At 64.0% G+C, this 18,643-nt stretch carries 17 protein-coding genes; 7 read left to right on the top strand and 10 right to left on the bottom strand.

Features of this window, described 5'->3' with window-relative positions; translation table 11 throughout:
* Positions 1 to 139: 139 nt before the first annotated feature.
* Entirely contained in the window at positions 140 to 1,027 is an 888-nt protein-coding gene (locus AC0L2R_RS29045; protein ID WP_473512966.1) for a LysR family transcriptional regulator, read from the bottom strand.
* 165 nt (positions 1,028 to 1,192) lie between these two features.
* On the opposite strand from AC0L2R_RS29045, the gene AC0L2R_RS29040 reads away from it, so the two are divergent.
* Both AC0L2R_RS29040 and AC0L2R_RS29035 read left to right on the top strand, forming a co-directional pair.
* Positions 1,193 to 2,089, top strand: a complete 897-nt coding sequence (locus AC0L2R_RS29040; RefSeq protein ID WP_473512965.1) for an MBL fold metallo-hydrolase — start codon at positions 1,193 to 1,195, stop codon at positions 2,087 to 2,089.
* Between the two features lie 489 nt (positions 2,090 to 2,578).
* Complete coding sequence (locus AC0L2R_RS29035) at positions 2,579 to 3,709, top strand: CapA family protein (protein WP_473512963.1); 1,131 nt, start codon at positions 2,579 to 2,581, stop codon at positions 3,707 to 3,709.
* 154 nt (positions 3,710 to 3,863) lie between these two features.
* Here the strand turns inward: AC0L2R_RS29035 and AC0L2R_RS29030 are convergent, their stop codons facing one another.
* On the bottom strand, positions 3,864 to 4,268 hold the full coding sequence (locus tag AC0L2R_RS29030) for a cytochrome c family protein (RefSeq protein ID WP_473512961.1): 405 nt from the start codon (positions 4,266 to 4,268) through the stop codon (positions 3,864 to 3,866).
* Positions 4,269 to 4,385: 117 nt separating this feature from the next.
* Positions 4,386 to 4,745, bottom strand: a complete 360-nt coding sequence (locus AC0L2R_RS29025; RefSeq protein ID WP_091590730.1) for a hypothetical protein — start codon at positions 4,743 to 4,745, stop codon at positions 4,386 to 4,388.
* A gap of 357 nt (positions 4,746 to 5,102) precedes the next feature.
* Between AC0L2R_RS29025 and AC0L2R_RS29020 the strand changes: the two genes are divergently transcribed.
* Positions 5,103 to 6,254, top strand: coding sequence for a helix-turn-helix transcriptional regulator (locus AC0L2R_RS29020; RefSeq protein WP_473512959.1), 1,152 nt, complete (start codon positions 5,103 to 5,105; stop codon positions 6,252 to 6,254).
* 169 nt (positions 6,255 to 6,423) lie between these two features.
* Here the strand turns inward: AC0L2R_RS29020 and AC0L2R_RS29015 are convergent, their stop codons facing one another.
* The 5 genes from AC0L2R_RS29015 to AC0L2R_RS28995 form a co-directional block, all read right to left on the bottom strand.
* Positions 6,424 to 7,308, bottom strand: coding sequence for a patatin-like phospholipase family protein (locus AC0L2R_RS29015; RefSeq protein WP_473512958.1), 885 nt, complete (start codon positions 7,306 to 7,308; stop codon positions 6,424 to 6,426).
* A gap of 37 nt (positions 7,309 to 7,345) precedes the next feature.
* Positions 7,346 to 8,596, bottom strand: a complete 1,251-nt coding sequence (locus AC0L2R_RS29010; RefSeq protein ID WP_473512955.1) for a M16 family metallopeptidase — start codon at positions 8,594 to 8,596, stop codon at positions 7,346 to 7,348.
* A gap of 264 nt (positions 8,597 to 8,860) precedes the next feature.
* Positions 8,861 to 10,225 (bottom strand): M16 family metallopeptidase, encoded by a 1,365-nt coding sequence (locus tag AC0L2R_RS29005; protein ID WP_236371372.1) that lies wholly within the window; start codon positions 10,223 to 10,225, stop codon positions 8,861 to 8,863.
* A 289-nt stretch (positions 10,226 to 10,514) separates the two neighbouring features.
* Positions 10,515 to 11,069, bottom strand: a complete 555-nt coding sequence (gene rsmD / locus AC0L2R_RS29000; RefSeq protein ID WP_473512953.1) for a 16S rRNA (guanine(966)-N(2))-methyltransferase RsmD — start codon at positions 11,067 to 11,069, stop codon at positions 10,515 to 10,517.
* Entirely contained in the window at positions 11,050 to 13,008 is a 1,959-nt protein-coding gene (locus AC0L2R_RS28995) for a pseudouridine synthase (protein ID WP_473512952.1), read from the bottom strand. The genes rsmD and AC0L2R_RS28995 overlap by 20 nt, the downstream gene beginning before the upstream one ends.
* A 176-nt stretch (positions 13,009 to 13,184) precedes the next feature.
* On the opposite strand from AC0L2R_RS28995, the gene AC0L2R_RS28990 reads away from it, so the two are divergent.
* On the top strand, positions 13,185 to 13,637 hold the full coding sequence (locus AC0L2R_RS28990; protein WP_473512951.1) for a nucleoside deaminase: 453 nt from the start codon (positions 13,185 to 13,187) through the stop codon (positions 13,635 to 13,637).
* 28 nt (positions 13,638 to 13,665) lie between these two features.
* On the opposite strand, the gene AC0L2R_RS28985 is transcribed toward AC0L2R_RS28990, so the two are convergent.
* Together AC0L2R_RS28985 and ileS are read right to left on the bottom strand one after the other, a co-directional pair.
* Positions 13,666 to 14,340, bottom strand: coding sequence for a hypothetical protein (locus tag AC0L2R_RS28985; RefSeq protein ID WP_473512949.1), 675 nt, complete (start codon positions 14,338 to 14,340; stop codon positions 13,666 to 13,668).
* 191 nt (positions 14,341 to 14,531) lie between these two features.
* Positions 14,532 to 17,516, bottom strand: coding sequence for an isoleucine--tRNA ligase (gene ileS, locus AC0L2R_RS28980; RefSeq protein WP_473513027.1), 2,985 nt, complete (start codon positions 17,514 to 17,516; stop codon positions 14,532 to 14,534).
* Positions 17,517 to 17,570: 54 nt separating this feature from the next.
* Here ileS and AC0L2R_RS28975 point away from each other — a divergent pair, with 54 nt between their 5' ends.
* From AC0L2R_RS28975 to AC0L2R_RS28965, 3 genes are read left to right on the top strand one after another with little or no spacing between them, the layout of a single operon-like run.
* Positions 17,571 to 17,819, top strand: coding sequence for a hypothetical protein (locus tag AC0L2R_RS28975; RefSeq protein ID WP_473512947.1), 249 nt, complete (start codon positions 17,571 to 17,573; stop codon positions 17,817 to 17,819).
* Positions 17,820 to 17,822: 3 nt separating this feature from the next.
* A complete protein-coding gene (gene parS, locus AC0L2R_RS28970) occupies positions 17,823 to 18,203 on the top strand; it encodes a type II RES/Xre toxin-antitoxin system antitoxin (protein ID WP_473495025.1) in 381 nt (126 codons plus the stop codon).
* Positions 18,204 to 18,206: 3 nt separating this feature from the next.
* Positions 18,207 to 18,641 carry an RES family NAD+ phosphorylase gene (locus tag AC0L2R_RS28965; RefSeq protein WP_473512945.1) on the top strand — a complete coding sequence of 145 codons (435 nt, stop codon included), beginning with the start codon at positions 18,207 to 18,209 and terminating at the stop codon, positions 18,639 to 18,641.
* The last annotated feature ends 2 nt before the right edge of the window (positions 18,642 to 18,643 follow it).

The raw sequence follows: 18,643 nt of genomic DNA, 5'->3' as shown, positions 1-18,643 counted from the left end.
GGTGATTGGCGAAGGCGCCGATGACGGCCAATCTCCCCCCTTGAGGGGGAGATCGGCAGCTTCGGCCTCGGCGCTCCAAGCTCGCCCGTTTCGGTCATCAGCGTGCCTCGCCCCGACCTTACAGCGCCCGCTCCCCGCTTCACCCCATCCGCTGCTCAGCAGCAATCAGCATCTCGACAAACCTCGTCACCTTGGGCGGACGAAACCGTGCGGCGGGGTAGACTGTGTAGATGCCTCCGGAGGGCAGCTGCCACTCGGGCAGGACCTGGACGAGCCGGCCCGTGGCCAACTCATCCCGCACCAAAAAGTCCGGCAGCACCGACAGGCCGGCACCGGCGCGGACGGCCGCCAGCACTGCCGGCGTCGCGTCGATGGCGATCGTTGCCTGCATGCGCACAGCCTCATGCTCATCGTCGCCGCGCGAAAATTGCCATAGCAGCGGTTCGCGCAGCGCCATGTTGGCGACGAAGGGCAGCCCGGCCAGGCCTTGCGGGTCGCCGACCCTGAAGCGCCAGGCGCACTCGGCGCCGCACACCATGAATTGCCCAAATGTGCCGATCCGCCGTGCCTGCAGGCTGGAATCGGCCAGCCAGCCGACGCGGATCGCCACGTCCATCCCACCGGACGCCAGGTCGATGGTCTCGTCGCCCAGCGTCAGCTCCACCCGGCAGGCGGGGTAGCGCGCGCTGAAGGCGGCGACCACCGGCACCACCGCCGAGGTGCCGTAATCGTTGGACGCGGCGATGCGCAGCGTGCCGGTCGGCTCGGCGGCGGCCTGCGCGAGCTCGTCGAAGGCATCCTCGGCCTGCTGCAGAACCTGCAGGCAGCGGGCATGGAATGTCCGGCCGGCCTCGGTCGGATGGACGCGCCGCGTCGTGCGGATCAGCAGCGTCGTTCCGACATCACGCTCCAGCCGCGCCACCTGCTGGCTGACGACCGCCTTGGTTATGCCCAGCCGCTCGGCGGCCCGCGTGAACGAGCCGGCATCGACCACCGCAGCGAAATAGGCCAGCCGGTTCAGGTTCATGCGCGGCTCATGGCTAATGCGACCTCATTGTCAGGCAATGGCATACATTACGTCTATTTTGTTGGCCTTCAATACGCATTCCGCCTCTGGCATCTTCCCGGCATCGAGGCTGCGCCGGAAGATGCGCCCGCCCGAATTCCGCATTCTCAAGCCCAGGAGAGATCCATGTTCACACGGAGAGCCATCATGAAAACCACCCTCGCCGCCGGCGCCGCCGCCGTCTTCGCTCCCGCCGGGCTTGGCCGTGCAGCCGCAGGGCTTTCCTGGAAACATTTTCCGGCTGGCGAACACGGCTTCTTTCGCGCCCCGGTGCTGATCACCGGCGCCTCCGAGGCGCTGCTGATCGACGGCGGTTTCACCTATTCCGACGGCCGCGCCGTGGCCGAGGCGATCAAGGCGACCGGCAAGACGCTTACCACCATCTACGTCAGCCAGTCCGACCCGGACTATTATTTCGGCCTCAAGCCGATCAAGCAGGTTTTTCCGCAGGCACGGGTGATCGCCGCTGCCGAGACGGTGGCCGCCATCAATGGCAGCGTCGACAAGAAAATCGCCGTTTGGGGGCCGCAGCTCAAGGAGAATGGCCCGCAGGCGCTCGCCGATGTCGTCATCCCCGAAGTCTTCGACGGCAAGACGCTCACCGTCGATGGCGAGACCATCGAGATCGTCGATGCCGAAGGCCTTGCCAACCGGCGCTATCTCTCGGTGCCGTCGCTGAATGCGGTGTTCGGCGGGGTGATGATTTTTTCGGGCGTGCATGTCTGGACCGCCGACACGTCGGGCAAGGAACATCGCGCCGCCTGGCTCGCCAATCTCGATAAGATTGTTGCCAGCAAACTTGAAATCGTCGTACCCGGCCACATGACGCCGGGCGCCGCCACCGACATTTCGGGCGTCGAGCACACCAAAACCTATCTCATCGCCTTCGAGGAAGAACTGGCCAAGGCCAAGGACGCGGCCGCGCTCAAGACCGCCATGGAAGCCCGCTTCCCCGGCCTCGGCATGGGCGTGGCGCTCGACATCGGCTCCAAGGTCGCCACCGGCGAGATGAAGTGGGGCTGACAGCGCCAAGCTGGAATGAAGCCACGCTCCAATAGGGATTCTTGCGAAGATGGACCCCCACCCTAACCCTCCCCACAAGGGGGAGGGAACGCTGCCGCGCGCCCTCACTTTGCCTTTGGAAAGACAGGCAATTTGTCGAGGTCAGCGCCAGCAGAAGTCTCCCTCCCCCTTGTGGGGAGGGTTAGGGGTGGGGGTACATCGTAGAGCGAAAGCCTCGGCTATACTGGGAGAAGTGCCCGGCAGGGCGATGAGGGGCAGCGCAAACCTGGGGTGATTGCCGTTCGCGGTCGCTCAGCCCCCTCACCAACATTCTGAATCCGCCCCCAGGTGCTCTTGGTTCCCCGGATGCCGGAGCGATGCGCCTCGAACTGCACGATCTGGCTGTGGTCGACGAACAGGTTGATCTCGCGGCGCACGATGCGATCCGCGCAAATTGGCTGGGAACCCCTTGGGGTCACCGGGTGTTGGCACGCAGGAGATTCGAGAGCGATGCCGCAGATCGCCAACAATGCCGCCGTCCGAAGCAGCGCAAAGCTGTTCCTGTGTGGCGACGTGATGCTCGGGCGCGGCATCGACCAGGTCCTCGCCAGTCCCGGCGATCCGCACCTTGGCGAGCGCTATGTCAAATCGGCGACTACCTATGTCGAGCTTGCCGAACGCGTCAACGGCCCGATCCCGAGAAAGGTCGACGAGGCGTATGTCTGGGGCGATGCGCTGAGCGAATTGGATCGTGAAGCGCCCGACGCGCGGATCATCAATCTCGAGACCAGCATCACCACCAGCCTGTCCCTGGCGCCCAAGGGGATCAATTACAAGATGAACCCGGCAAACATCGGCTGCCTGGCGGCGGCACGGATAGACTGCTGCGTGCTCGCCAACAACCATGTGCTCGACTGGGATGAGCCTGGCCTCGTCGAGACCCTCGATACGCTGCGACTTGCCGGCCTCTCCTATGCCGGGGCCGGGCTTGACGCGGACGAGGCGGCGGCGCCTGCCGTCATTGAACCGGCCGGCGGGGGCCGCGTGCTGGTCTTCGGCTTTGCGCTCGAGACCAGCGGCGTTCCAGCTTCATGGGCAGCCGGAGCTTACAAGCCAGGCGTCAATTTGCTGGCGGATCTCTCGGCCCGGTCGCTCGAGCAGATCGCCCGATCCGTGCAAGCCATAAAACAGCCTGGCGACCTCGCGGTGGCCTCGATCCACTGGGGCGGCAACTGGGGCTACCAGGTCCCGGCTGAACAACGCGCGCTTGCCCATGCTCTCATCGATGTCGCAGGTTTCGATGTCGTGCATGGGCACTCCTCCCATCATCCCAAGCCGATCGAAATCCATCACGGCCGGCTGATCCTCTACGGATGCGGCGACTTCCTCACCGACTATGAGGGAATCACCGGCAACGAAACGTTTCGTGGTGAGCTTGCGCTGATGTACCTGCCGCGGCTCGCCGAACCGGGCGGTACGCTTGTTTCGCTCGACCTGGTGCCGTTCCAGCTCGCCAGGTTCCGGCTAAACCGCGCCCTACGCGAAGATGCCGCCTGGCTCGCGGCCATGCTTGAGCGCGAGTGCTCACCTTTCGGCACGCATGTGGCGCTCGGCGACGACCGTCTCGCCGTCCTTTGGTGAAGCGCCTGCGGTCGGCAGGCAATGGCACTAAAGCGCGTCGCGTTCGACCGGCTCAAGCGACGCGCTTTAGGTTGTTGTTTTATGCATGTCGTTATCGCAAAACCGCTGCACACCCTCGGATCAGGCCCGAGGGCATGCTTTTGCGCGACATGCATTAATTTTCAAGCCTCTCGGGCCGACCCCGGCCAAGCGCACCATCGGCGCGGGCCTGCAAATAGGCGTAGATGTCGTCGATGTAGGGAGCGACGTTGGGATCGTCGGCGAAGCCCTTCATCACCGAAGTGCCGCTGCGCACGCCGTCGCGAACATTGCGCCGAAAGACCTCGATGCCGGGCAGCCGGTCGACAAGCGCCGAGGCGAAGGTCGAGCCCATGCCGTCGGGGCCATGGCAGTGATTGCAGCTGCCATGGTAGCGACGAAAACCGTTATAGGTTCGCGCATCGACCTTGTTGCCGACAGCCTCGTAGAACTTGCCAGGGGCCAGCTCAGCCTGCGAAGACGCGGCGAAGCCGGCGGCAACGGTAAAGACAACAACAGCCAGGACGAACCATGGAGACATCGTCTGTCGCCCATGTTGCAGGCTCATCCAGCGCCGCCGCAACGCGCATGCCCCCGGATCACTCGATGTTGGACCACTCGATGTTGGATCACTGATGTTGGATCACTCAACCCTGGATCAGTCGACGGCGAGCTTCGGGGTAGAAACCACGATCCCGTCTATCGGATGCGGGCTTACGACAAGCTTGCCGCCGACACGCGATATGTCGATGATTTGGTCCGACTCGCCCAGTTTGCCCGGCACTGAGACCGCGACCATCTGGTTCTCGGTCAGTGTCGCCACGAAACGCACCGGCAAGCCAGCCTCGCCCTGCGCGATTGTGGTGACCACCCGATAGCCGTCCTCCTGCGGCGTGTAATAGACGACACCAAGGAAGCCGGCGAGATCGATGCTTTCAGCCTTCATGGCTCCAAGCTCGTCGGCATGCGCGGGCATCGCCGCCATGCAAAGTGCTGCAAAAGCAATGTATCTGTACATAATGCTGCTCCATCCCGAATTGTCCGGGACGAACCCGGCTCAAGTTTTCAACAATAGACGGTCGCGCGCCGTGTTAGTCGGCGCACGCAGGCAGAAATTCTGGATTAGTCCCCCCGGCTGCACCACAGTGGCGAAGGCCCGCGAGCCAGGAACGCGCTGAACCCCACTGGTTGTCACAGTTAAGTGTGACCTTATCTTCTGGGCGAGAGTATTTCACCGCCCGGGTGCTTGCGCATCCCCTGTTTGGGGGAGATAATCGGAATTTAAGCGATCGCTAAAATTTGGAGAGGCGAGAGCACTTGTGGGAGCGCGCTACTTTCCGCGTCGGACGCGCTGTCGACATGCGGGGGGCCGTCGATGGCCAAGGCATTGTCGCATCATGATCTGTCGAAGCTGATCGGCTCAATCTATGATTGCGCACTCGACCCGGGGCGATGGGAGCAGGCGCTGGCTGGGATCAGGGATGCGCTCGATGCCCAGACTGCGGTTCTGCAGCTTGACGACCTCGCCAATGATCAGCTGCTGATCTACAGGACCGTGGGAATAGAGCCATACTGGCTGGAGCAACAGGCGAAATATATCCCCGAGATCCACGCCCGGCTGCTCGAGGATCTCTCGACATGGCCTTCGCTCGATATGCCGCATGTGGTCTCACGCCATGTCCCTCAAACCTACCTGGAGACCTCCCGATATTTTCAGGAGTTCCTGAAGCCGCAAGGCCTGGTCGACGTCATGTCGTTCTTCCTGATCCACACCCCTACCCGCCTTGCCGGCTTCGCCGTTGCTCGGCATAAGCGGCAAGGCATTATCACCGAGCGCGAAATCAAGCTTGGCAGACTGTTGCAGCCGCATGTGCGCCGTTCGGTGATAATCAGCAACATGCTGGACATCGGCACTGTCGAGCGCGCAGGAATGGCCGAGGCACTCGATGCGCTCACATGCGCCGTGGTCCTCACCAATGAACGTGGCGCCGTCCTGCACGCCAACCGCTCGGCCAAGCACATGCTGCGGAGCGGCGGCCCGATCCAGGATGTCCGGGGCATTCTGCAAGCGAAGATCCCGTCGGCTTCCAGGGAACTTCACAGCGCCATCATGCTTGCGGCTCAGGATGAGGTCAGCATCGGTAAGACAGGGCTTGCCGTCCTCCTCAGCGAATCCGGCCTGCCGCCCGTCTTCGCCCGCGTGCTGCCGATGGCCGGCGGCGACCTGCGCGCCGGCATGGAACCCGCGGCGGTAGCCGCGGTGTTCATCGGCAATGCACCGGACGAGCATGACGCCGCCGGAATGCTGGCGAGAGCCTTCGGGCTTACGCTCGCCGAAACCCGCGTGCTCGCCAGCCTTGTCGCCGGGCACACCTTGGCCGAGACCGCCGCCAGCCTTCACATTGCCAACGCGACCGCCAAGACGCATCTCGACAATATCTTCCAGAAGACCGGCGCCTCCCGCCAGGCCGATCTGATGCGCCTCGTCATGCAGATCGTTCCGCCCGCCGGGCAGCCTGGTCCCTGAACCACACTCGTTCACCGCTTTGGATACAGGTATCCAACGCCGCGGATGGTCTTGATCAGTTCCGGCTTGGCCGGGTCCAGTGCCGGACCGGGAAGCGATCAGCCAAACGGTTCCGGTCCGGCGGAAAATGTTCGGCGCTTGCGCTTGTTTCGATTGAAGCCGCCAGGCGTCAGACTTTCCGCGCCACGCCCCCAACCTGCTTGGGGCGCTTGCTCGTGTCGGCCTTGGCCCGCGCCTCCACCGCCTTCTCGATCTCCCGCTTCAGCTCGTCCTTGATATCAGCCGTTTCGGCCATCAAGGCGTCGATCTTCATGAAATCGAGCACGCGGTATTTCGACACCGCCGGCCTAACCAATATGTCCGGCTGGCATTGCCTCAGCTTGGCGGCGATGATCGACTGCATCATCAATTGCGTGGCGCCGAACATCAGGTCGACGGAGGTCGGGTATTTGCGCCCGCCTTTGGCCGGCGCGCCGACGACGTCGACGGCGATGATGATGTCGGCGTCGTCCTCGATCAGGTCGAACGGCACCGGATTGTAGATGCCGCCGTCGATCAGCAGCCTGCCGTCGCGCATCACCGGTCGGAATACCGCGGGAATAGCCGCCGAAGCGGCAAGCGCTGAATGCAGGTCGCCGTCGCGCAGCACGGCGAGCTTATGGCCGAAGAAATCCGTTGCCGTCACCTTCAACGGTATTTTCAGCTCGGCGAAGCTTTCGGGTATGGCGTCGGGCATGAATGCCTTGAGGATGCGCTCGACATTGAACTGGGTGACACCCAGCCCGCCCTGCAGCGCCTCGGCAAAGGTGCCTGGCCGCGCCCGCCACATGCGCGCCGCCACTTCGGCGCGGCGGCCGAGGATCGAGCGCATGTAGTGGTGAATGCCGCTGCCGGCCATGCCCGAAGCCATGCCGGCGCCCATGATGGCGCCGATTGATGAGCCTGATATGGCGACCGGCCTTATACCCAGCTCGTCCAGCACCTCGATGACATGGATATGCGCCAGCCCGCGCGCGCCGCCGCCGCCGAAGGCGATGCCGAAGCTCGGGCTCATCCCCTGCCCCTCATTTGGCCCTGCCCCCCATTTGGGCTCATTCCTCCTTGGCCTCGCCGTGCTTCGGCCCGACGACCATGACGGCCGGCTCGGCGGAAAGCAGCTTTTTCGCCGCCGCCTTGACCTGATCCAGCGTCACCGCGTTGATGAGGGCGGCGCGGCGCTGCATATAGTCGCTGCCGAGCTTGTCGAGCTGCAGCTCGAGCAGCGTCGCGGCGATGGCGGCGGAGGAGTTCAGGTTGTTGATGGCGTAGGCGCCAATCAAGTATTTCTTGGTCGCCGCCAGTTCTGCTTCGGTCGGCCCTTCCTGGGCCATGCGCTTCACCACCTCGCGCACGACAGCCAAAGTCTCGGCCGCCCGGTCCGCGCGGGTCGCCGTGGTGATGGCCAGGGCGTTGGCGTGCCGGTGGTCGACCAGGTCGGAACTGACGCTGTAGGCCAGACCGCGTTTTTCACGCACCTCTTCGAACAGCCGCGAGGTGAAGGCGCTGCCGCCGAGGATCTCGTTCATCAGAACCGCGGCGAAGAAATCCGGCGCACTCCGCTCGACGCCGGGATAGGCGAGTTGCAGCGACGTCTGGGGCTGGTCGTAATTGACCTCGATCTGCTGGTTGAGTTTCGGATCGACATCGGCGACCGCGCTAAGCGCCTGATGTTGCGGCAGGCCGCCGAAGACCATATCGAGCTTTTTCTTCAACGTCTCGGCATCGATGGCACCGACCACCGCCACATGCAGGCCATCACGAGCAAAATTCGCCTTGTGAAAGGCGATGAGATCGTCCGGCGTGATGGTGGCGATGCTTTGCCTGGTGCCCTCTTCGGGCCACGCATAGGGATGGGCGCCGTATAGTGCCTCCAGCCATTTGCGCTGGGCGAGCGTGTCCGGGTCAAGCTCGTTGGCGATGATGCCGGACAGCACTTGCGCGCGAATTCGGTCGATTGGCGCCTGGTCGAAACGCGGCTCGGTGACCGCCAGCCGCAACAGGTCGAACGCCGCGTCGCGCTGCTCGGCAAGCATGCGCATCGAGCCATAGGTGCCGTCGCGCGCCGCTTCGAAGCTCATCTCGGCGCCGACGTCGTCGAGCTTGATCTGGAAGGACTCGCTGTCGAGATTGCCGGCGCCCTCGTCGAACAGGCCGCTCATCAGATTGGCAAGGCCCACCTTTCCAGCGGGATCCTGCGTCGTGCCGCCGTCGAAGGCGAAGCGGATGGCGACGAGCGGCACGGAATAGTCCTCCACCAGCCAGGCGGTGATGCCCTTTGACGACGTCACCTCCTGGATGCTCATGGCCGCACGAGCGGAAAGCGCCGGCAGGACGAGGAAGACGAGGGAGAGGAGCAGGGTAACTAAAGGGGTGGCAACGCGCGCGGCTCTCCCTTCTCCCCTTGTGGGAGAAGGTGGATTGGCGCGCAGCGCCAAGACGGTTGAGGGGTGTTGGCCGGAACGATGTCGGTGCCAAGCTGGAACACCCCTCATCCGACCTCGCTTCGCGAGGCCACCTTCTCCCACAAGGGGAGAAGGGAAGTCGCGGCTATGCTGGTCCCTCATCGATCAATTCCCTGCCTGTGTCTGCGGCAAGAGATAGCCTGATGTCGAATGGTTGAGATTGAGATAGCGCGCCGCAACCTGCCTGACTTCGTCGGCGGTGACCTTGCGGATGCGGCCCGGCCATTCCTCGACATCCCGGACGTTGCCGCCGGTGGCGAGCGTCGCGCCGTAGATGTTGGCCATCGAATCCTGCTTGTCGCGGGCAAAGATCATCGAGCGGACGAAACGATCCTTGGCCTTCTCCAACTCGCCCGATGTGACGCCCTCGCTGGCGATGCGGGCGACCTCGGCCTCGACCGCCGCCTGGACATCGGCCAGCTTGGCGTCGCCGCGCGGCGCGCCATAGACGGTGAAGTTGGTGGCATCGAGCATGGTGCCCTGGAAAAAGGCGCCGGCCTCGGCGGCAATGCCTTGCTTGACGACAAGCTGCTGGTACAGCCGGCTGCGGCTGCCGCCGCCGAGGATCTCCGCCAGCAGGTCCAGCGCTTCCGCTTCGCCCGGCTTCGCGGTGTGATAGGAGGGAACCACCCATTGCGTCGAAAAATTCGGCACGCTGACACGCGCGTCAGCGAGCGTCACCGTGCGCCTGGTGTTCTGTTCGGGTTCGACCGGACGGATGCGCGGCGGCAGGTCTGGACCACGCGCGACCTTGCCATAGGTCTTTTCGGCCAGCGCCTTGACCGCCTGCGGCTCGACGTCGCCGGCCACCACCAGCACGGCGTTGTTGGGCGTATAATATTTGTCGTAGAAAGCCTTGGCGTCGGCGCGGTTCAGCTTCTCCATCTCCTGCATCCAGCCGATCACCGGAATGCGATAGGGCTGGTTCTGCCAGAGCGTGGCGTCGACCTCCTCGCCGAGCACTGCCTGCGGATTGCTGTCGATGCGCGAGCGGCGTTCCTCGAGGATGACGTCGCGCTCGGTGGCGATGACGTCGTCGTTGAGGATGAGGTTGCGCATGCGATCGGCCTCGAAATCCATCATCTGCTCGAGCGCCTGCGGCACCACCGTCTCGTAAAAGGCGGTGTAGTCATAGGAGGTGAAAGCGTTGTTCGAACCGCCGATGGCGGAGACGGCGCGGTCGAACGCGCCGGCCGCATGGTTGGTCGTCGCCTTGAACATCAGATGCTCGAAGAAATGGGCGATGCCGGACTTGCCCGGCGGCTCATCGGCGCTGCCGATCTTGTACCACACCATATGAGTGACGATCGGTGCGCGGCGATCGGGGATGACAACAACCTCCATGCCGTTGTCGAGCAGGAAATTCGTCACCTTGCCGTCGTCCGGCTTGTTGTCGGCCAGAACCGGGCCGGTCATCACGACAGCCAGCGCAAAAAGCGTTCCGCGCAGCCAGTCAGCCTGAGATGTCATTAACGACTCCGGTTGTCATGGGGTGGGACGATAGGCGGGGGTATCGCCACAGGCAAATTGATTTGTTCGTCATTTTGAAGGCGCTGCGCCAACCTTCTCCCCTTGTGGGAGAAGGTGGATCGGCGCGCAGCGCCGAGACGGATGAGGGGTGCTGGACGGAGTGCGGCATAAAAATATCTAGCGATTTTAAGCACTTGCCTCTTCAAGGTAGAGAGCCTTCCAACACCCCTCATCCGACCGAGCTTCGCTCGGCCACCTTCTCCCACAAGGGGAGAAGGGAAGACGCTACTCATTCAACCTCGATAAAGCGGATGACGGTCTCGCCATAGCTTCGCTCGTCGACAACCGAAAAGCCCGGCCCTGCCTCGAACGGCGCCGCAGCCGCCTCCTCGACGACGCAGAGCGCGCCGGGGACGAGCCAGCCGCCGGCCTTGGCCGAGCGCAAGGCACGCTCGCCCAGGCGCTTGCCATAGGGCGGGTCGGCGAACACCAGGCCGAACGCGGCCATCGTGCCCGCCTCGCCCAGAGCCGTAGCGTCGCGACGGAATATCTTGGTACGCCCAGTGAGGCCGAAGCCCTCGACATTGGTGCGGATCAGGCCGCGCCCTTCCGCCGATTCTTCGATGAAGACGCCATAAGATGCGCCGCGCGACAGCGCCTCGAGGCCAAACGCGCCGGTGCCGGCGAACAGGTCGAGCACCCGCGCGCCGACCAGCCTATCGGGGAAACGATGCGCCAGCACGTTGAAGACAGCCTCGCGGGTGCGGTCGGTGGTCGGGCGGATGGCGCTTGAGCGGGGCGTCGCCAGCGGACGCCCGCGAAACTCACCGCCGACGATCCGCATTGCCTCCCCTGGATCCCTTGGGGCCGCTGCGCGGTCGGTCGCCGCCTTTGCCGCCATCATTTGGGCGTTCGCCACGCGGCTTGCCGAACGGCTTTGCGCCTCCGGGTTTTCCCCCTCCATGGGCGGGCTTGCCATAAGACGGCTTGAACGAGGCCTTGCGTTCCTTGGCTTCGGCCGCCCTGGCGGCATCGGCGTCCGCCCTGCCCTTGCCGATCGGCCGCGCGCCGGGCGCCATCCAGACATTGGCCTTGCGCTGGCCCGGCGGCTCGATCGGGCGCTGCTCGCGTTCGGACTTTTTCCCACCGCCCGGTTTGCCGCCGAAGCCGCCCGGCCCGCTACGTTCAGATTTGGGGCCGCGATCGGCAAAGCTCTTTTCCGTCCCGAAGCTTCTGCCGGGACTTGTCGACAGCTTGCCCAGCGCCTCGTCGCGGCTGCCTTCGCGGCGCTTGCGGTTCTTGATCAATCCGCCTTCGCCGATCGGACGGCGTTCGCCATCGCGGGTGAATTTCGGCCGCTCAGGTTCCTCTTCGCGCACCGCTTCGCGCCGCACCGGCCTGTTGGAAAACGGCTTGGTGATGTCAGCGTCGAAATTGGCGCCGGACTCCTCGACCAGGCGTTCGCCGAGCTGGTCGCGCAGCACCCGGCCCTTGATCTCCAGCACATGGCCCTCGGGCAGGTCGTCGAGCTGGAACGGTCCGTAGGAAATGCGGATCAGTCGCGTCACGTCGAGACCAAGCGAGCCCAGTATGTTCCTGACCTCGCGGTTCTTGCCTTCGCGCAGGCCAAGCGTCAGCCAGGCGTTGGTGCCTTGCTCGCGGTCGAGCGTCGCCTCGATGGCGCCATAGAAGACGCCGTCGACGGCGATGCCTTCGCGCAAGCCGGCGAGCGCACTTTCCTCGACCTTGCCGTGGACGCGCACGCGGTAGCGCCTGAGCCAGCCGGTCGCCGGCAGTTCGAGCACGCGCGCCAGCCCGCCGTCATTGGTGAGCAGCAGCAGGCCTTCGGTGTTGATGTCTAGCCGGCCGATGGTCATCAGCCGCGGCAGGTCGGCCGGCAGCACGTCGAAGACGGTCTTGCGGCCCTCGGGATCACGATTGGTGGTGACGACGCCGGCCGGCTTGTGGAACAGGAACAGCCGGGTGCGCTCGATCGGCGGGATCTCCATGCCGTCGAGATGGATGATGTCGCCAGGCATCACATTGAAGGCCGGCGAGGACAGCACCCTTCCATTAACCTTGACGCGGCCGGCCGCGATCAGCTCCTCGGCATCGCGACGCGAGGCAAGACCGGCGCGGGCCAGCCGCTTGGCAATGCGCTCACCAGCCTCTTCCGTCGCTTCGGCGGGACGCGGGCGCGGTTTGAAGCCGCCCGATGCCCCTTGGGGCCGATCACCAGCAAAATCGCGCTTGGGCCGATCGCCGAAGTCGCGTTTTGGGCGATCGCTGAAGTCTCCCTTGGGACGGTCGAAGCGCCTTTCGCTGCGCTCGCCTTCGGCAGCCGCCGGCCGGTCGCCGCGCGGCGCGTATGGCTTGCGCGGCCCCTCGCGCTTTTCATAAGGCTTGCCTTCCGGACGCGGCCCCTTGCTGAACGGCCGGTCGCCGCTTTTGAAGTCGCGCTTCGGCCGCTCGCCGTCAGCCGCCATTGGCCGGTCGCCGCGCGGCGCGTACGGTTTTCGCGGCCCTTCGCGCTTCTCGTAAGGCTTGCCTTCCGGACGCGGCCCCTTGCTGAACGGCCGGTCGCCAGCCTTGAAGTCGCGCTTCGGCCGCTCGCCGTCAGCCGCCAGCGGCCGGTCGCCGCGCGGCGCGTACGGTTTTTTCGCGCCGAAGGACGGCTTGCCGCCCTTGCCGGCAGCGACATCGCGACCACGCGGGCCCGATGGTTTCGAGCCGTTCTTGCCCGGACCCCTTTGGCGCGGGAATTTCTTGTTTTTGTCGTCCATGTAGCTTTGCTCGTTTGCACTACAGCGCCGCGCGTCCGTACGGACGCGCAAAGGACGCTGTAGGACTTTGATTTGGTGCATGATCCCTTCCGAAAACCGATTCCGGTTTTCGGGATCATGCGCTAGATAACAGGATCACGCCGGAGTAGCGAGGAGATAATCGGAATGGAAACCGCTTGAAGCGGCCGGATTTCATGGCGCTGGCACTGAAGGAGGCCGAAGCCGCCGCCCTGCGCGGCGAAGTGCCGGTCGGCGCGGTCATCGCCAGCGGCGATACGGTCGTTGCCAGTGCCGGCAACCGCACCCGCGAGCTTGCCGACCCCACCGCCCATGCCGAGATGCTGGCGATCCGCGAAGCCTGCCGCAAGCTGTCGAGCGAGCGGCTCACCGGCCACGATCTCTATGTGACGCTGGAGCCCTGCGCCATGTGCGCCGGCGCCATTTCCTTCGCCAGGCTGCGCCGGCTTTATTTCGGCGCCGCCGACGAGAAGGGCGGCGCTGTGGTCAACGGCGTGCGCTTCTTCGCCTCACCGACCTGCCACCATGCACCGGACATCTATCCAGGCATGGCCGAGCGCGACGCAGCCCTGCTGCTGAAGGATTTTTTCAGGGAGCGACGCGAACCCTAACGTCGCAGGATTTCTTAGCGCCGGCAGCTTACCACGGCAGCCAGTCGAACATGCCGCCGCTCTTGTTCTTGGCGGCCGCTTCCCGCTTGAGGCGGCGTGCTTTCTTGTACTCGTCCTCGCCGAGGTCATCGACCGGCGCGGTGGCGGAAGCGGCGCGATACTGCACCGGCGGCTCGCTCAGATATCGGCGGGTGTTCGGGTCGCCCTGCTTTTGTTCGGCAAGGCGGCGCTTGACTTCGGCGGCGCGGCCCTTGTCCGAATCCGCCGGCTTCCAGGCCGGCGGATGACTGGAACCCGAGTCCTTCATCGCAGCCTTGATCGCGGTTGGATCCGTCTGGACGTCATCGACGATCTGCGCCTGGTAGGACGGATCGTCCTGGTTGAGCGTGGCCTCGGCGCGCAGGCGAGCGCGGCGCTGCTCGGGCGATTCCGGCCAATCGGCGCTTGCCGTGGCGCTGTCCTGCGGCGGCGGCAGTTGCTTCTGTCCCGGCGCCGGCTTCACCAGTTCGGGGCGCGGCTTGTAGTCGATCCGTTGCTTGTTCTTCGGCATGACTGAAAAAGCGCTGGTGAGATCGCCGGCAAGCTGGGCGGAGGCGGTCTTGTCGGTCCCGTAGGTCGGCGAGCCCATGCAGCCGGACAGGGCCAGGCCGGATACGACAAGCGGCGCCAGCAGCGCAACGCGCGCGCAAGTTCTTTCGGTCATGCCAAAAAGTCCCACTCTAGACAGCCTCTCGATCGCCGCCGGCCAAAGGTCCGGTCCCCATCGCCTATGCTCTTCCGACGGAAATCCGGCGACAATTTGTCGTCCGGAGTTTCGCGTGTTTATCTCAACCACTCGTTAAGGGCAACGAGCCGAGGCCGATCAGCCGCCCGCCGTGGCATTTGTGCACCGCCTTATATACGACCAAGCGCCTTCAATTCATGCAGCACCGCCGCGTCCCGCGCCGAAACATCGGGGAATTGCTTGTCCTGCCCGACATCGGCCGTGTAGCGCCATGAGCGCGCGCATTTGAGCAGGCCGCGGTCCTCGGCCTTCTCGACCACCACAGCGACGCCCTTGACGTCGTCCAGCGTGAAGGCGCCGGAAGGCGCGTTGCCATGCGCAATGACCAGATCGCTGGTGATCGCCATTTCGGCCATGTCGACATCCGATATCGCCGCTTCGAGCGCCGCATCATCGAGCGTGACGACCGGCACCGCTTCCAGAGACGAGCCGATGACCTTCTGGGCGCGCGCGATTTCCAGCGCGCCGGTGACGACACGGCGGACCTGCCGCACCTTGCGCCATTTTTCCGCCAGCGCCTCGTTCTTCCAGCCGACCGGGATTGGCGGAAACTGGTCGAGATGCACCGAGACGGCGTCCGGATGACGGTCGAGCCAGGCCTCCTCCATGGTGAAGGGCAGCATCGGCGCCAGCCATTTCACCAGGCAGTCGAACAGATGGCGCACCACCTGCACGGACGCCTTGCGCTTCACGCTGGACGGCGCCTCGCAGTAGAGCGCGTCCTTGCGGATGTCGAAATAGAAGGCCGACAGCTCGACCACCATGAAGTCGAGCAGCGTGCGGGTGATGCGCTTGAACTCGAAGGCGTCGTAGCCCGCCCGCACGACTTCATCGAGTTCGGCGAGCCGGTGCAGCATCAGCCGCTCCAGCTCCGGCATCTTGTCCAGCGGCACGTCCTCGCCATCGTCATGGGCAAGCGTGCCCAGCATCCAGCGGATGGTGTTGCGCAGCTTGCGGTAGGCGTCGATGTTGGTCTGCAGCACGTTCTTGCCGAGCCGCTGGTCTTCCCAGTAGTCGGTGGTCACCACCCATAGCCGCAGGATATCGGCGCCCGACTGTTTGATGACGTCTTGCGGCACGACGGTATTGCCGAGCGACTTCGACATTTTCCGCCCCTCCTCGTCCATGGTGAAACCATGGGTGACGACGGTGTCGTAAGGCGCCCTGCCCCTGGTGCCGCAGCTTTCGAGCAGCGAGGAGTGGAACCAGCCGCGATGCTGGTCGGAACCTTCGAGATAGACGTCGGCCGGCCATTTCAGATCCGGACGATCCTCCAGGGTGAAGACATGGGTCGAGCCGGAATCGAACCAGACGTCGAGGATGTCCATAACCTGCTGCCATTTCGAGGCATCGTGATTGCCGAGGAAACGCTCCTTGGCGCCGGCCGCAAACCAGGCGTCCGCGCCTTCCTTCTCGAAGGCGTCGATGATGCGCTGGTTGACCGCCTCGTCGCGCAGGACGTTGCCGTCGGCATCGGCGAAGACGGCGATCGGCACGCCCCAGGCGCGCTGGCGTGACAGCACCCAATCGGGGCGCTCCTCGATCATGGCGCGGATGCGGTTCTGGCCGGCGGCCGGCACGAAGCGGGTGTCGTCGATCGCCTTCAGGGCACGGCTGCGCAGTGTCGTGCCGTCGCCGAGCTCCTTGTCCATAAAGACGAACCATTGCGGCGTGTTGCGGAAGATGATCGGCTTCTTCGACCGCCACGAATGCGGATAGGAATGCTTCAGCCGCCCGCGCGCGAACAGCGCATTGCGCTTGATCAGCTCGTCGATGACCGCCTGGTTGGCATTGCCCTTCTTGCCGTTGTCGTCGATGACGCGCGCCGCACCGCCCTCGCGGTCCGCGCCAAAGCCTGGCGCATCCTTGGTGAAGAAGCCGGCATCGTCGACGGTGAACGGGATCGCTGTGTCGATGCCGCGCTGGCGAAGATCCGAAGCTGCATCCATCCAGGCGTCAAAATCCTCGCGGCCATGGCCCGGCGCCGTGTGGACGAAACCGGTACCGGCTTCGTCGGTGACATGCTCGCCGGCGAGCATTGGGACGTCGAATTCATAGCCGCCATTCAAACCTTTGAAGGGATGAGAAAGCGTAAGGCTTCCAAGCTCTTCGGCCGAAATGCTACGGAGGCGGTCCATCGTCACCTTGGCTTTGGTCGCAGCCTCTTCCGCCAGCGCTTCGGCAAAGATCAGCCTTTCGCCAGGCTGCGGGCCGAAAGCATTCTCGGCCGCAGTGACCTCGTAGAGGCCATAATTGATGCGTGGCGAATAGTTGACGGCACGGTTGCCGGGGATGGTCCATGGCGTGGTCGTCCAGATAACGACATCGGCCTCCAGCAAGTCCAGTGACGTCTGCGTCAGCCTCGGATCCAAGGCTGGCTGCCCATCTTCGACGTTGGTGACCTGACGAGCGAGGCTGACGACCGGAAACTTCGCCCAGATCGTATCGCTCTCGTAGTCCTGGTACTCGACCTCGGCCTCGGCCAGCGCGGTGCGCTCGACAACGCTCCACATCACCGGCTTGGAGCCGCGATACAGTTGGCCCGACATGGCGAATTTCAACAGCTCGCCGGCGATGCGCGCCTCGGCATGGAACGCCATCGTCGTATAGGGATTGTCGAAGTCGCCGACGACGCCGAGCCTCTGGAACTCGCCGCCCTGCACCTTGATCCAGTGTGCGGCGAACTCGCGGCATTCCTTGCGGAACTCGTTGACCGGCACCTCGTCCTTGTTCTTGCCCTTGGCGCGGTATTGCTCCTCGATCTTCCATTCGATCGGCAGGCCGTGGCAATCCCAGCCGGGCACGTAGTTCGAGTCGTAGCCGCGCATCTGGAACGAGCGGGTGATGACGTCCTTGAGGATCTTGTTCAGCGCATGTCCGATATGGATGCTGCCGTTGGCGTAGGGCGGGCCGTCATGCAGCACGTATTTTTCGCGGCCGGCGGCGTTTTCGCGCAGCTTGCGGTAAAGCTCCATGTCCTGCCAGCGCTTGACCAGCAGCGGCTCCTTCTCGGGCAAGCCGGCGCGCATCGGAAAATCCGTCTGCGGCAGATAAAGCGTCTTGGAATAGTCGATCGTTTCAACAGTGTCGGTCATCGGCGTATCGGTCATTGGTCTGCCATATGCATTGCCCGGCAAAGAGCCCGGGCGTTGAACTATCATGGTCTGGAAAAAGCGCGAGAGGCCGCGCGCAAAATTCCCGGCGGCTCCGGCGGCGCTCAGGCCGCCCGGAACACCGGGCTTGTAATTCGTATCGCAATCGCGAGCGCGCGAGGAAACTGCGTCATGACCGGGCTTTTAGACGAGGCCGGCCCCATTGAAAAGCCCGAACTCGCGAACGCCTCCTTGCTTCATGTGCCAGTTGCGCCTATGTCTTTGGGCAAATGGCAGCGGAGTTAAAATATGTCCAGCTTGCACATCAAAGGTATCCAGGACACGGCAACGGAACGGTTTCTCGTTCATGTCACCAGGGTCGAAGGACTTCGCCAACGCGGCTTCAGCAATGACGAAATCTACAAGATCGTCGGCCCGCGACGGACATTAGCGCGTCGCAAGGAGCGAAACGAGACACTGACGATCGCCGAGTCCGACCGCGTCATGCGGCTTGAACGGATTTCGGCGATAGCGGATCGGGTTTTCGGCAATCACGAAAAGGCGCAGCGTTGGCTGCGCAAGCACAGCAGGGTGCTTGACGAGACACCTATCAACCTCTTGCAGTCAGAAACGGGTGCAGCGCTGGTGGAAGAAGAGCTCCATCGCATCGACCATGGCATCTTTGCCTGACATATGCGGATCTGGCGCATTTCCGGCTACGCCGACCTGCTGGGTGTCGGCGGTTTGGTCAGCGGCGGCCGTTGGCATGTCATGGGGACACCAATTGTCTACTGCGCCGATCACCCGGCCACGGCACTTCTCGAGATACTTGTGCATGTCGAGGCGGAAGACATGCCCCAGACCTATCAGCTTCTAGAGATCGAAATGCCAGACGACATTGCCATCATGTCTCCCGGTTTGCCCGATGACTGGAAGGACGATCTGTCCATGACACAACGGCTCGGGACGAACTTTGTCGCTGCTGCCACCCAGGCGGTCATGGAAGTCCCTTGTGCAATTGTCCCGTTCACAAGGAACTATCTTCTTAATCCGGATTTGCTGGCCCGCGACGGCATCCGTATCGTTAGCGCCACGACGCATCCGGTCGATACGCGACTACTGGGATAGGC

It is taken from the genome of Mesorhizobium sp. WSM4820, from assembly GCF_055811075.1.
The sequence above is the reverse complement of the archived record's forward strand: the minus strand, read 5'-3'. Positions and strand labels throughout refer to the sequence as shown.